We start from the raw sequence: 14404 nt of genomic DNA, 5'->3' as shown, positions 1-14404 counted from the left end.
AAATATGGAAAGTGTTTTCTTAGAATCGGATCTTGTATCTCTTAGTCCTCTGACTGTGGAAGATTATTCAGAGAGCTATTTAAATTGGCTAAATGACGAAGAAGTCAATCGATATTCGTATCGTCGATATTTTCCGATTACAAAAGAATCTTTAGAAAAATTTTTAAGAGAAATCTCAAATCATTCAGATGAAGTGCAATTTTCTATCAGAAGAAAAAAAGATCTAGTTCATATTGGTAATATTTGTCTTAAATCGATTCATTGGCAGGCGCGATGCGCTGAGCTTGGGATTTTAATCGGAGATAAATCCGCCTGGGGTAGAGGGTTTGGCACGTCGGCGGTTGGGCTTATCGTTAAGTATGGATTTCTCCGTTTGAATTTAAATCGAATTGAGATAGGCACTTTCAATCCTAGTGCCGTAAAGATGTTTGAAAAAAATCAATTTCAACACGAAGGTGTAAGTCGCCAAAAAATTTATATCGATGGCGCCTATCATGATGATATCAAGATGGCGGTACTTGCAGAAGATTTTTTTAAAAAGATTAAGTTGTAGAGTAATAAATTATTATAGTAAATGGGTGATAGATATAATGAAAATATTAGGAATTTCTGATACACATGAGGCTGCTGCTGCTTTGATGATTGACGGAAAGATTATAGCCTCCTCTGCTGAAGAACGTTTTTCTAGATTGAAATCTGATATGGGTTACCCTTCTAAAGCGATTCGTTTTTGTTTGGATTTTGCGGGAATTCAACCACAGGATCTTGACGCTGTGGCTCTTGCAACAAATGATAGTCCTGCGGCTCATATAAGGATTAAGAGAGAAGCTACATTTTCGATTAAAGATTGGATTGATGAGCAAAATTTATATTGGAAGAAAAAATTTGCAGGTGAAAGCCCATCTTATTTTAAGCTATTTGCTGAAAACCCGAAGTATATACACGACACTTCTTACAATTACGAAGGTATTTTTAGCGAATCGAATGGAGTGGATCAAGAAAAGTTTCGTAAGGTTCGATTTAATAAGGCAAAGAACGATTTAGGAGTTTCGGAAAAGATAATCCATTTTATCACGCACGAGCATTGTCATTCTTATTACGGTTATTATGGAGCAAATATTCGAAAAAAGGCTCTTGTTTTTACCTGTGAAGGGGAAGGTGATTATTCGAATTCAACCGTAAGTATTGCCGATTCAGATGGATTGGTAGAAATTGCGCATACGAAAGAAAATCATCTGGCACATTATTATCGATATATTACTTTAATTTTAGGTATGAAACCTAATCAGCACGAATATAAAGTAATGGGTTTAGCCCCTTACGCATCCGAGTATGAAATTCAAAAAGTTTTACCTGTGTTTGAAGGTTTGTTGGATGTAAAAAATGGAAATTTAGTAAAGGGACGTAAAATTCCTGATAGCTATTTTCATTTTATAGAAGCTTTTCAGGGCCTTCGATTTGATGGTATTGCAGGTGCATTGCAGCGATATCTGGAAGATAGGCTGAGTGCTTGGGTTTTATACCATATTAAAGAAACCGGAATTAGAGATATTGTTTTTAGTGGAGGAGTCGCTCAAAATATTAAAGCAATGAAAGCTTTGAAGGATTTACCTGAGGTAGAGAGCGTATTTGTAAATCCTATTTCAGGCGATGGGTCCTTATGTATTGGAGCTTGTTACAAATATTATAAAGACCTTAATAAATTAAAAAATCCAGATTCTCTTACGAACATATATTTAGGGCCGTCATATGATAAAACAGCAGTTGAGTATTCAATTGCAAAGCGGAAGACAAAGGAAAAATTTAAAATTATAGAATCTTATCATGTCGATGAGGTAGCGAAACTTTTGGCTGAAGATAAAATTTTAGCTCGATGCGCAGGGAGGATGGAGTTCGGACAAAGGGCGCTTGGAAATCGCTCGATTCTTGCTAATCCTTCGAATTATGATAATTTACGAAAGATCAATCAAAAAATTAAAGGTCGGGATTTTTGGATGCCATTTACTCCATCTTTATTGGATTATAGGGCAGGGGATTATTTAATTTCTCCCTTCGATTCTCCGTTCATGACTGTTGCTTTTGATTCTACAGAATTGGCTCGTAAGCATTTGGCGGCTGCAATTCATCCTGCAGACTTTACAGTTCGCCCTCAAATTTTAAAAGAAGAAAGAAACCCTGAATATTACGCTTTAATCAAAGCTTTTGAAAAATATACTGGGGTCGGAGCACTTTTGAATACTTCTTTTAATCTACATGGGGAGCCGATCGTATGTTCTCCGGAGGATGCTCTTCATACGTTGGAGAGGTCAGAACTTGATGGAGTAATATTTGATGATCTCTTAGTTATAAGACTGTAAAATTTCGTTTTAAAGTTAAAGCTTTCAATGCATGTATACATTTTTTGTAGCCCTCCGAGAATTTCGTGGGTAAAAACTACTCCATAAATGACGGTGAGAAGAGGTGTCAAATGAGTCTCCGCCAAATTTCGTCATTGAAAAATCATAACATAACCAATGAATACTATTTCTAATGAACCCAAACGAAAATTTAGAAATACATTACTCTCTACTATTAGGCATCTCATCTCCTTGGTCTGTTGAAACCGTTGAATTAAATGTATCAGCAAAGAAGGTAGGTATCGAAGTCTCATTACGATGAGAAGGAAGCGGTAGAGTGTCCGGATTGTGGAAAAAAATGTCCACGCAAAGATCATACTGAAAAAAGAACCTGGCGCCATTTGGATACGATGCAATTCCAGACATTGATTCATGCCCGAATTCCACGTGCGGAGTGCAAAGAGCACGGTATAAGAAACGTAAAGTTACCTTGGAGAGAACCGTATTCCCGGTTTACGTTGTTGTTTGTAAAATTCGCAATCGATGTAATCAAAGCTTGCGGGAACGTATCGGATGCCGCAGCGCTTTTGAACTTGAGTTGGGATGAAATCCACTTGATTCGGAAAAAAGCGGTGGAGCGCGGTCTTCGCCGTAGAAAGGATCACAAAATAAAGTATCTCGGAATTGATGAGAAGAGTTTTCGAAGAGGCCGCAAATACATCACGGTTCTCAACGATTTACAGCGCCAAACGGTCATTGAAGTTAAAGAAGGAAAATCTAAAGAAGCTGTCACTCAACTACTTTCGTCTTTAAGCAAAAAGGTGAAACGTTCCTGCGAGGCTGTCGCTGTCGACATGGATCCTGTTTTTAAAACAGCCATCGAAAAGAATCTGCCGGATGCCGATATAGTCCACGATAAGTTTCATATTTCACAATATCTGAATGAGGCGGTGGCTAATATTTGGAAAGATGAGAATCGCAGACTGCGTAGAGTAAACAATGAAACTCTTTCCGGAACTAAATTTCTCTGGCTTACCAATCAGGAAAATCATTCTGATAAGCAAAAGGAAGCTTTCAATTCTCTTAAAGTAAATCTGTATAAAGTCGGGAAAGGATGGCAGAGAAAAGAGGTCTTTCGTTTATTTTGGTCTTTCCGCTATAAGGGTAACGCGAAAAAGTTTTTCAAACGTTGGTATTTTTGGGCTACTCATTCTAAACTTAAACCTATTATTAAAGTCGCTAAGATGCTTAATAAAAATCTAAAATTTATCCTCACCTACTTTGCTCATCGGATCACAAACGCCGGTTCGGAAAGTATTAATTCAAGTATTCAGAAAATTAAATCTAACGCAAGAGGATTCAGAAATTTCGATTTCTTCCGTGTCGCTATTCTCTTTCATTTAGGTGGTTTGGACGTTTATCCATGATTTTTCCGGAAGAGCCACATTGTGCAAGTAGTAAAATAAATTCTATCTAATAAGGAGCAAAATTGAAATGAAACTAAGAAAGGAAGTTGAAGAAACAAGAAGAAGCTATCATTTGGAACCGACTCTAAATAGCGTCCATCGCTCCTCATTATTGGTTCCTGAAATTCCAGGGTCTATAGCAGAAATTTCTTTTTTAAATCATTTTTTAATAAAACGTAACAACAGGTATGTAGCATGCCGAATTACGGCAATTGATCTTGAAGGGCGTCGAATTGAATCAAGACAGTATCAAATCGATGAGCCTCGCGTTTATACGTTTACCCTATCTGGAATGGTAAATATTTCTGTATCTACTTATCTAGTAGAATTTTTCTCTAGTGCAAATCTATTTATCCCTTTTCCCGCCGTTATGATTATGCATAGGGGACCCGGTTTTCTAAATCAGGTCCATGCGTATAATCGTATTTTAAATGATATCTTTGAAGAAGATGTGGTTAATAAGGTTCCTGTTCGCGAGGCTTCAATCGACTTGGATTTAAATAAAAATAGCTCAACATTTGTTATATTTACGGCAGGTCAATTTGAGTGTGAAGGTGAGCTTGTTTTTCAAATACTTACTGCTACTGATGTTTATTCAACTACTTATCCATTGAAAATAAAACGCTTTGGTAATCAAAAAATAGTTATTCGTGAGATTTTTCCAAATCTTCCAGCTGATATAAAGGGAGTTCTTAAAATTCAACAACCTTCTCAAGTGTTTTTTTATGGACGATTAATGGTTGGAAAATGCATGAGTGATAGCGATACTTTTAGTGCTAATCATAGTTACTATGATTCTTCTGAAACACATGAATATTGGGATAACAATCTTTCTTTACGATTTTTTCCTTTTTTTCAAGAATTAGAAAATCGAGTTTGTCTTTATCCAATTGCATCTCCATCTACTTTAAGAATCTCTATATTAGTAGTGTCAGTCGATGGCTTAAAACAACGCGAAATAGAAGTGGGAACTTTGACATCTCCAGGAACAGAGTTGATTGATGTTTCGGTGACATCACTTGCAGAAGTGTTAGGTTTTTCTGTTAGAGAAATAGGATCTTTTGCAGTAAAAGCCTATTCTGATACAGGTCGTATTCCAACTCGTATTAGCCAGCAATTAATTTATGGCAAAAGTAACCTTCCTTCTTCTATTAATGTAATTCTTGTTAATTCTGAAGAATTTGTTCCGACAGGAAGAAATGGACTTACATGGGGTCAATCGGTTATTGGTTCTCATTATGATTCATGGTTAGGTATTATACATCGTGGTATGCCTGAAAGCCCTAAAGACAATGATTTAATAGAAGTTACTTTTTATGATATAACTGGAGAAATCGCGCGTCGAACATGGAGAATTTCTTATGGCGTGGCGGTCCGAATATCGATTAAAGAGGAACTTGCAAATGAAATTGGTAGTTTATCTGATGAAGTACCATCTTATATTTGGTGGGTTATAACGACCCCGAAACCTGTATACTATGCTTATTCGGTTACGTTAAATCAGAAAACAGGGAATTGTTCTGGTGAACACGGTTTCTAGTCTTTAATATTAGAATTGTAGCAGAATTAAAAATCCTTGTACTCCTTTTGTAGAAATATTGATTGATATCATAAATATAGAGAAGATATTGCGTGATCCGCGAAACTGTAGCGCGAATATGGGAATGAGGGCAAGAGAATTTCAAAAGCTTCTGAGCTTTTACTGTGGAGTAATAAACAAGTGAATAAAGCAAGAAACCCGTGGGGAGGCAGCAGATGGAAAATCATCGATTCCCACCGCTCGCGAGAAGTTATTTTTCATACTTTCTTATCTGAAAAGCCCCCGACATTCGGTGTTCTAGGATCCAACTTTTGAATGGATCGCTCCCTTGCGTGCTTGTCAGGTCCAGGCTCTGATCGAGATTCTTATGGAAACATTGAGACGTGTAGGGACCCTTTCAAAATAATCCTTTAAGAGAAAAGCAAGAGTAAATTTATGAAAGCCTTTCTTGGTCTAATGGTGATCGGAGACGGAACCGAACACCGTCGCAGAAGGTCTCAAAGCCGCGAAAAGCAAAAAGAATTTTATTCGGCAAGAAAAGATGCACAGGGTTAAGAACCTGGTAATAACTGATCGGAAAAAGAAAATTCTATATGTAATGGAAACGGTAGCAGGCAAGACACACGGTAACACTCTTTTTTGGAGCAGAAGGTTAACGAATCCTACCGAATATTATTTGAAAATTTAGGAACTATAGAATCAGCAGAAAACGAGTCAAAATTGAAAATGTTTTCGCTGAAGTGTAACGATATAAGAATCACATAGGATGTTGTATTTTGAGGGATTAAGGGTAATTTCGCAGATTCTGTTTTTCGTGTCTCATGTAGACTGTGGAATTTTCATCTTTCGTTCTGAACCATCAAAATTTAATTCAGCTACAACTCTATTATAATACCTTGGTGATTTTTAGTATAAAATAATATATAATCATAAATTATAGGGTAACAATGATGGATAATGAAATGGCTGTTAAAAAATGCTTTGAACATTTTGGTGGACAATGGCTCAAACCAAATCCGGATCATACAAGAGATTTATTATCTCTAATTGCGAACTATATTCACGAAGGAGATGAACTTCTTGATATTTGTTGTGGTCATGGGCGCTTAACGATACCGTTAATTCAAGCTGGTTATACAGTTTTAGGAATCGATATTTCAGAAATTGTTATTGATTATGGTCGTATTCTATGTGCTAAAAGCGGCATCAAGTCTGATCCATTTGTAGTTGGTAGCATGAAGAATTTACCATTTTCAAAAGAAAGTTTTCATTTTAGTTTCTGTGTTTGGTCCAGCTTTAATTTTATGGTTACTTTTGAAGATCAGATAAGTTCTTTGAATGAAATGCATAGAATACTTAAACCTAATGGAAAGGCCTTGATTGAATGTGCTCTCCATGAAGAAGCAGGAAGTGTACAAGAGATTTCCACTGACGCAGTTAGCTATGAATATTTTCCGTTTACTCCGGAAGAATTTGAAAAACTTGGATCAAAGTCTTTATTTTCTCGAACTAATATTTCAATAGAAATTTTAGCAGGAAGAAAGCGTACTGTTGCAATTTTTGAAAAATGATTATATCTATTGGTGAAAATACATTACTGAAACTTTTAATCAGTCAGATTTCTAACAATTTTCTTTGTGATATTTTAGAAGAAGATATTTTAAAACAAGCTTTGGTCCCTGCCTTAACGAGATCTGAGTTATGTTTTAAGGAAAATGTAAAAAAGTATTATTGGACTGAGTCAGGAGACTTAATATTTAGTCCTTTTCATTCAGATCAGTATGCGACATTTCTTTATTTTCTTGGGCAAACATTATGGAAGGAATATAATAATACTGTTCTTGCTGACAAAGTTTATTGTTTAAATAAAATGTTAAATTCATTTGATCTTTTTTATAAAGTTGAACTTCCTCAAGTTTTTGCTTGTATTCACCCTGTTGGTAGTGTAATTGGACGAGCTTTATTTGGTAATTACTTTATTTTTCAACAAAACTGCAATGTTGGAGAGAATGGAGGAAAAAATCCTGTCATTGGAGATTTTGTTTGGTTGTGTGCGAATTCAAGTGTAATTGGTTCATCCAAAATTGGTAACAACGTGATTATTTCCTCTGGTTCAATAGTTAAGGATCAAGAAGTTCCTGATAATTCTATTGTATTTGGGATTTCACCTAATCTTATATTTAAAAATAAGCCAATTGACTATTTTTATCAGCAAAGTCCGTTTAAATCGCATGTTAAAGCTTCAATTTCTGGAGAATTTTAAACTTAATAAAAGTTTTCATTGGCTCTGGTTGTTGTTTCTTTAATTTTTTATTTTTAATGCATTAGAAATTTTAAATTTTTTATGAACTTTATTATTTTCTAAAATAAAGTGGATATTTTTTTACTAAAATTTTGAGGCTCTTAAGGGAAGTTCATGAGGAAGAACTATTCTACAAATCACGGCGAAAAAAGAAGGTAGATCAAAGAAGCCTTTAAGAAATTCTGGTCTTTCCATTACAGGGCAACGCTGAAAAGTTTTTCAAACATTAGTATTTCTTTAGCTACTCATTCTAAGTTAAAACCAATCATCAGAGTTGCAAAAATGATTAAGGAAAATTTAAAGTTTATTCTTATCTACTTTTCTTATCGAATTACCAACGTTGGTTCAGAAAATACTAATTCTGGAATTCAAAAAATCAAATCTAACACAAGAGGTTTTAAAAACTTCCAATTCTTTCGCATCTCTATTCTCTTTTATTTGGGCGATCTGGCATTTTACCCATGATTTTCCTCAAGGAGCCAATTTTGAATAGTTTTAGTTCTTTGATCTATGAGAAAATTGAAATTATGAAATATTTCTGGCCTACCTCAAAGATTTGCTAATTCATAGCATAACAGAATTAAACTGCATGAATTACTTTTGATTCATTCTCTAAAGTAAGTAAAAATGTATGACAAAATAATGATTTTTTCAAAATAATTTGTCTAATCCTAAAAAGATATCTAATTAAAATGAATTTTCAATCTATAGATAAAATATATGAACACATAGTAGCACTTTGTGAATTTGATAGACTACCTGGATCTGAAGAATACGATTTATCATTAGATTATGTTCTTACACAAATAAGATCTTTAGATTGCCAGTATAAAATTCTTGATTTTCCTGGAGAGGCGACTTACTGGAATTGGAGTCTTCCACTCGGTACGTCTCATTGGAAGGATGGTCGAAAAAATACCCAGGTTAAATTTAATAGGAATAGAAATTTAAAATTGCTGGAAGTTGTTGTTTCGGGAGAAAGCGAAAAGGAAATTTTCTTTATTACCCATTTATGCCATCCTAAACCTTCCGCCAATGATAATGCTTCTGGACCTGGGATGTTGATCGAATTGATTCGATACTTTGCTGAAAATAAACCAGAACTTTCCCTTCGATTTCTTTTTACCGTTGAATATTGGGGAACCGTTGCTTATTTTTCAAAGTTTTTAGAGTCAAGAAAGAATTGTATTGCCGGTATTTCTTTGGATATGGTTGGAGGAGACCAAAATTTGGCAGGATCCACTATGATTGTGGATGAAATTCCGCATCACCTAACAAGTAACTTGGATTTATTTTTATATGATCATATGCAAAGGCTTGCGCACACTGGAAGTTATAGAATGGTTGGGGAGCCAATACTATGGGCGAGAACTCAAAAAGTCTTTTATACAGGTGGAAGTGATCATTATATTTTAAACGACTCGACGGTCGCAATCCCATCGACGTGTTTGAATACTTACCCGGATCGTTTTTATCATAGACCGGAAGATACTCCGGACAAAATTTCGAAAGATACTTTAAATTTATTTTTTTCCACTGTGATTCATGCTATTCCCGATTTTGCGAAGTCTCTAAATCAAGACAAAGAACGATCCGTACTTTTGAATTTTGCTTCCATTCAAAAGGATTTGGTTCGCTATTTGAATGAAAAAATTCAATCTTCTGAAAAGCCACATCTAAAAAAAGATAGTTTTATGATTTGCCATTTTTTGAATCTTTTTGAAAGAAAGGCTGAAATTCAAAATTCGAAAGAAAGAACTCAACTCTTTCAATTGATGGATCAATTGTATTTGAGAAGCTTTGGGATTTCGCTTCAAGAAAAATCAATTGGCGGTACACCTAAATTTGAAAAAACGTATTTAGGACCACTTTACCGAAATCAATTATTTACCATTATTTCTGACGAGGAAAAAAATCGGCTTTTAAATTTTCAATTCATCGACCCGTTATACTTTGCTAAATGTGAGTTATCTATAAATTATCTGACTTTAGGTTATGAAATAGATGAAATTTCATGGTTAGTGGATTACCACTATAAAAGTAATAACGCTTTATTAGATGGGTTAACTTTTTTCTTAGATCTTCTGAAAAATTACAAATATTTAAAAAAACTGCATTGAAAGTAGGTATTTTAATTCAAGCAAGAATGGGGTCTACGAGGCTTCCAGGCAAAATCGCACTTCCATTTGGCGATACAACGATCCTGGGTTTTATGTTAGAACGTCTTAAGTTTTCTAAATTTCAGGAGAATGTTGTCGTTCTTACTACAGAAGAAAACATAGATGATAAAACCGAAGAGATAGCCAAGAAAAATGGAGTGAGCGTTTTTCGTGGATCTTCGAATGATTTGATTCAAAGGTATTTGAAGGCAGCCAAACGACACAATCTGGATATTATTGTTCGATTGACAGGAGACTGCCCTCTAATCGACTCAAAAATCGTGGATTCAATGGTCAGTTTATTTTTATATAATGAAGGGCGGGTTGAGTTTTTAACAAATTGTTTTCAACGGACTTTTGCTCGAGGGATGGATGTTGAAATTTTTACATTATCTTTATTAGAAAAATTAGATTTGATTTGTCATCTTCCTTATGAAAGAGAGCACATCGTTCCCTATATCGAGGAGAATGCCGGAGAATTTAAGTTTTTTGAATATCCAAATGAAAGGGACGATTCGAAGTATCGTTTGACTATCGATACGGTAGAAGACTATGAAACCTTAAAATTCTGTATATCATATTTTTCATCTAAAGAATTTAGTTACAATGATTTGATTCGAATGATTGAACAAAATCCATCTATCATTAAAAACCAAACCGTTCACCATAGGGCATATACAGAATGATGCATAATTTAGTTTTCAATTCATTCTCGTCTAAGACGATTTTGATCCATTGCGATCATAAAAGAAGAGATTCCAGTTCGAGCTTTTTAATTGCGTTTTATCTTAGAAAATTAGGATATAATGTGATTTTAGGTAGTCGATTGACCTCAAGGTCGCTGTATTATATATTTAGACCTGAATTGGTACTTTTGACCCATCCGAACAGTCTTTTAAATCCAAAGGAAATGGAGGAAGCTATAAAATACACTACGTTTGTACTCCTTCACCCGGAAAGTTCCGGCATGCTTAAGCATGCAATGATTGATCATATGCGAGGGGGTGGGGCTTCCATTGGTGATTTTTATAGTAAAAATATCAGTAAAGTTTTCACTTGGGGGACGTTATTAAAGGATTGGATTACAGAGGCAAAACTTTATAAATCAGAAGATGTGGAATCAATTGGTTGTCCTCGTTATGACTTTTATCTTAATAAAGATCAGAAGGAATCTCAAGGATTGGGAATGATGAGTTCTTTTACTGGAATTACGACTTTTGACAATAGAAATGTATTTCAATTATTGGACCAAGGTCGAGGTTTAGGGGGAATTATTTACGGAAAAAAGGGAGGCTATGAAGACATTCTTTGGACTTCGGCGGCTTTTGCGAGATTGTATCTGGAATTTTTGGATATATGGTGTTTTGATTTAAAATTACCTGTATATTTGAGATCTTATACTTTAGAGAATTTTAATGATATTAAGTATTTTAAAAATAAGTATAAGCCTTATTTAGAATTAGATAAAGATACTCCATTTGCAAAATGGCTTCAAGGTAAGAATGGAAATGTGTTTTGTTATTCTAGTTCCGTGATAGAGTCGATAATCAGCGGGGTTCCTTATATTTGTGTCCAAGGTATCATTGAAGATCGATTAGAATTTCACCAGCCTAGAAAAGAGCTGGCGGATGTTCGCGGTGAGTTATACAATTATACGTATAAACCTAAGTCGATTGAAGAGCTCGTTGAACTTGCAAAAAAGGCATATCAGGGTAAACTCCCCTTAAAAGCTTCTCCTAATAGTTCGGCTAAATTAAAAAAACTACTTTCTGACTATTATGGCTATCCGAAAGAAGAACCTTCCTCCTGGATATTGGCAAAACGAATCGATGCTTTGATTCGAGATAAGAAAAAAAATAATCAATCTTTTAATCTCTCTAGATTTAAAGATTATGCTAGATCTTGCTACAATGTGTTGCAACACCTGAAACCGAAAATGTTTAAAACTTTAAATGATTACCATTTAATGCCCTGGGACAAAAAAGATAGAATGTATGCAGAGGAACATTTCAATACATTAGAAGGAATTACGAAATCATGATTTTGAAAAATTTCTCTGATGAATTTCAAGATAAACTTGTTTTAATTACGGGTGGAAATGGACAGATAGGGTCGGAACTGGTCGAGTCATACTTGAACGTATCTGCTCATGTGATCTGCTTGGATCCAGAACAGCCTTCAATAAATTATAAATCAAATCGGTTCGAATGGATCAAGGCAGATATAACGAATCGTAAAGAAATAAAGGAGATTTTTTTATCCCTAGTGAATCAAAATAAAATTCCGGACATCTTAATTAATTGTGCCGGGATTTCTGTATTTACTCCTTTTGAGGATAGAACAGACGAAGAATTTAACGAAGTGGTGCATGTAAATTTGAACGGGACTTTTTTACTCTCTCAATATGCTTTCCGTCTTTGGAAAGAAAAAGGGAAGAAAGGAATCATTTTGAATTTCGGATCAATCTATGGTGTTTCGATTGCAGATATGAGAATCTACGGAGACTCCGGAAGAAATAGTCCTGAAGTGTATGCAATGACAAAAGCTGGGATTATACATTTTACGAAATACCTGGCAAGGTATGCCGCTCCTTATGGGATCAGAGTCAATTGCATTAGCCCTGGGGGAATTTTTGCAAATCAGAGTTCTGATTTTATTCAAAATTATATCTATAAAACTCCTCTTGGTAGAATGGGCAATCCAACTGATCTAGTCGGCGGTGTTTTCTTTTTAACCTCTTCTTTATCGGAATATGTAACAGGGCAGAACCTTCTCATCGACGGGGGGTTTACAATTGGGGATTGAGGAGAAGGATTATATTATTCTTCCCAAAACCGATCTCAAAGTTTCTCGATTGAGTATAGGGACCTGGCTATTTGGAGGTCTTCGTTGGGGTTATGTAGACAATCTGGAAAGTGAAAAAACTTTTTTATCCGCCCTCGATCTTGGAATTAATTTTATCGATACGGCTGACGCCTATGGAAAGGGGCGGTCAGAGGAATTTGTCTCTCGATTGACGAAAAATAGGAAAGAGCATTTAGTGATTGGGACAAAGGTAGGGGTTGTTTGGAATCCTGATGGTACAAGAAGGATCGATCTATCTAAAAGGCATCTTATCGAGGCGGCAGAAAGAAGTTTACAAAGGCTTAAATTAGACAAGATTGATTTATATTACTTACATGAGCCAGACCTAATTACAAATATAGAAGAGACGATAGAAGCGTTGCAACTATTAAAAGCTCAAGGTAAAATTCGCTATATCGGCCTTTCTAATTTTCCAAAAGAAACCGTTGCACAGTTTAATTCGATGATAAATGTTTCCTGTTTACAGGACGAGCTCAGCTTAATTCACAGAGATGCCGAATCTGCGAATCTAAAATTTGCAAAAGAAAATAATTTAGGATTTTTGGCTTATAGTCCTTTGTCAAAAGGACTCCTTACGGGAAAATTTAAATTTGATAGTCAATTTTCTTCTGACGACAACCGTTCGGGGAATGAAGACTTTTCAGGTGAAAGGTTGAAGGAAAATGTTGAGAAAGTAGATAGGCTTTCTCGACTTGCAAAAAAACTAGGACATTCTACATCAGCCGTTTCTATCGCTTGGGTTTTAGGTTTAGATTCAGTAACGTCTGTTGTCTTAGGCGCTAGAACGCAAGATCAATTAGAAGAGCAGATGAAGAGTCTTGAGATCGTTTTTGAGTTAGGGACGTATCAGCAAGTGGGTCAGATTTTTAGTTAAGGAAAATTTTATATGAGTCAAGAAATTACTTTAGGAAATATTAAAATAGGTGGTAATAATCCTGTTTTTATTATAGCAGAAGCTGGTTTGAATCATGGTGGAGATTTAAATCTTGCCTTACGAATGATTGATGAAGCGGCAGACGCAAAAGTAAGTGCGATAAAATTTCAAGCTTACAACAGTGAAGAACGATTTGGTGAAAATAAAGAAGCTATAAGCTTAGTCAAACCAGCAGAATTTGGAAAAAAAGAATTTTTATTATTAAAAGAAAGGGCACAAAAGAAAGATATTCTTTTTTTTGCTACACCATTTGATGTTCCAAATTTAAATATGCTCAAAGAAATCGGAGTTGAAATTTTAAAGATAGCTTCTTGTGATATTTGTAATATAACATTATTAGAGGCTGCTGCCAATTCAGGTTTGCTTGTAATTCTTTCGCGCGGAACGGCGTCCGTTTCTGAAATAGAAGCTGCGGTATCTATTTTTAAGAAAAAGAAATCCCCTTTTATTCTATTGCATTGCGTATCCTCTTACCCAATGAATGAAGTAGATGCAAATTTATCCGCTATTCAGACTTTAAAATCTAAATACGAATTTCCGATTGGATATTCGGATCATAGTAAGGGAATTGAAGTCCCTTTGTTTGCAGTTGCAAGCGGGGCAGAGATTATCGAAAAACATTATACTGTCGATCGAACTCTACAAGGAATCGATTGGGAAATCTCTGCGGAACCTAAGGAACTTGCTAAATTAGTTACAGAGGCAGAACGCATTCGTAAAATTCTTGGGCATGGAAAGTTAGAACCGCAAGCTTCCGAACAAGAAGAAATAGAATATAGAGATAGTCTTAGAAGAAAGTAAA

The 14404-nt window shown here is 35.1% G+C and carries 12 protein-coding genes and 1 pseudogene; all 13 read left to right on the top strand.

The features are described 5' to 3' along the window. The first annotated feature begins 4 nt into the window (after positions 1–4). The 13 genes and pseudogenes from FHG67_RS13995 (at position 5) to FHG67_RS13935 (ending at position 14403) form a co-directional block, all read left to right on the top strand. On the top strand, positions 5–553 hold the full coding sequence (locus FHG67_RS13995) for a GNAT family N-acetyltransferase (protein ID WP_004500976.1): 549 nt from the start codon (positions 5–7) through the stop codon (positions 551–553). A gap of 37 nt (positions 554–590) precedes the next feature. Continuing rightward, positions 591–2357 (top strand): carbamoyltransferase C-terminal domain-containing protein, encoded by a 1767-nt coding sequence (locus FHG67_RS13990; RefSeq protein ID WP_142499829.1) that lies wholly within the window; start codon positions 591–593, stop codon positions 2355–2357. A 172-nt stretch (positions 2358–2529) separates the two neighbouring features. Then, positions 2530–3763, top strand: a pseudogene (locus FHG67_RS13985) (ISL3 family transposase). A 67-nt stretch (positions 3764–3830) separates the two neighbouring features. Next, positions 3831–5342 (top strand): hypothetical protein, encoded by a 1512-nt coding sequence (locus tag FHG67_RS13980; protein WP_004498715.1) that lies wholly within the window; start codon positions 3831–3833, stop codon positions 5340–5342. A gap of 962 nt (positions 5343–6304) precedes the next feature. Beyond that, positions 6305–6913 (top strand): class I SAM-dependent methyltransferase, encoded by a 609-nt coding sequence (locus tag FHG67_RS13975; RefSeq protein WP_004498694.1) that lies wholly within the window; start codon positions 6305–6307, stop codon positions 6911–6913. Further along, positions 6910–7605 carry an LbetaH domain-containing protein gene (locus FHG67_RS13970; RefSeq protein WP_004498739.1) on the top strand — a complete coding sequence of 232 codons (696 nt, stop codon included), beginning with the start codon at positions 6910–6912 and terminating at the stop codon, positions 7603–7605. Before FHG67_RS13975 ends, FHG67_RS13970 begins: the two co-directional genes overlap by 4 nt. Positions 7606–7803: 198 nt before the next feature. Continuing rightward, entirely contained in the window at positions 7804–8109 is a 306-nt protein-coding gene (locus tag FHG67_RS13965; RefSeq protein ID WP_338034411.1) for a transposase, read from the top strand. 227 nt (positions 8110–8336) lie between these two features. After that, positions 8337–9764, top strand: coding sequence for a DUF4910 domain-containing protein (locus FHG67_RS13960; protein ID WP_004498749.1), 1428 nt, complete (start codon positions 8337–8339; stop codon positions 9762–9764). Further along, positions 9761–10489: a cytidylyltransferase domain-containing protein gene (locus FHG67_RS13955; protein ID WP_004498779.1), complete on the top strand. Its 729-nt coding sequence runs from the start codon at positions 9761–9763 to the stop codon at positions 10487–10489. Before FHG67_RS13960 ends, FHG67_RS13955 begins: the two co-directional genes overlap by 4 nt. Beyond that, a complete protein-coding gene (locus tag FHG67_RS13950) occupies positions 10489–11844 on the top strand; it encodes a glycosyltransferase family protein (protein WP_172616535.1) in 1356 nt (451 codons plus the stop codon). The genes FHG67_RS13955 and FHG67_RS13950 overlap by 1 nt, the downstream gene beginning before the upstream one ends. Further along, positions 11841–12608, top strand: coding sequence for an SDR family oxidoreductase (locus FHG67_RS13945; RefSeq protein ID WP_061230958.1), 768 nt, complete (start codon positions 11841–11843; stop codon positions 12606–12608). Before FHG67_RS13950 ends, FHG67_RS13945 begins: the two co-directional genes overlap by 4 nt. Then, complete coding sequence (locus tag FHG67_RS13940; RefSeq protein ID WP_142499828.1) at positions 12598–13542, top strand: aldo/keto reductase; 945 nt, start codon at positions 12598–12600, stop codon at positions 13540–13542. Before FHG67_RS13945 ends, FHG67_RS13940 begins: the two co-directional genes overlap by 11 nt. Positions 13543–13554: 12 nt before the next feature. Continuing rightward, positions 13555–14403: an N-acetylneuraminate synthase family protein gene (locus FHG67_RS13935; RefSeq protein ID WP_002556586.1), complete on the top strand. Its 849-nt coding sequence runs from the start codon at positions 13555–13557 to the stop codon at positions 14401–14403. Position 14404 lies beyond the last annotated feature (1 nt).

Source organism: Leptospira weilii (assembly GCF_006874765.1).
Classification (GTDB): domain Bacteria; phylum Spirochaetota; class Leptospiria; order Leptospirales; family Leptospiraceae; genus Leptospira; species Leptospira weilii.
The sequence above is the reverse complement of the archived record's forward strand: the minus strand, read 5'-3'. Positions and strand labels throughout refer to the sequence as shown.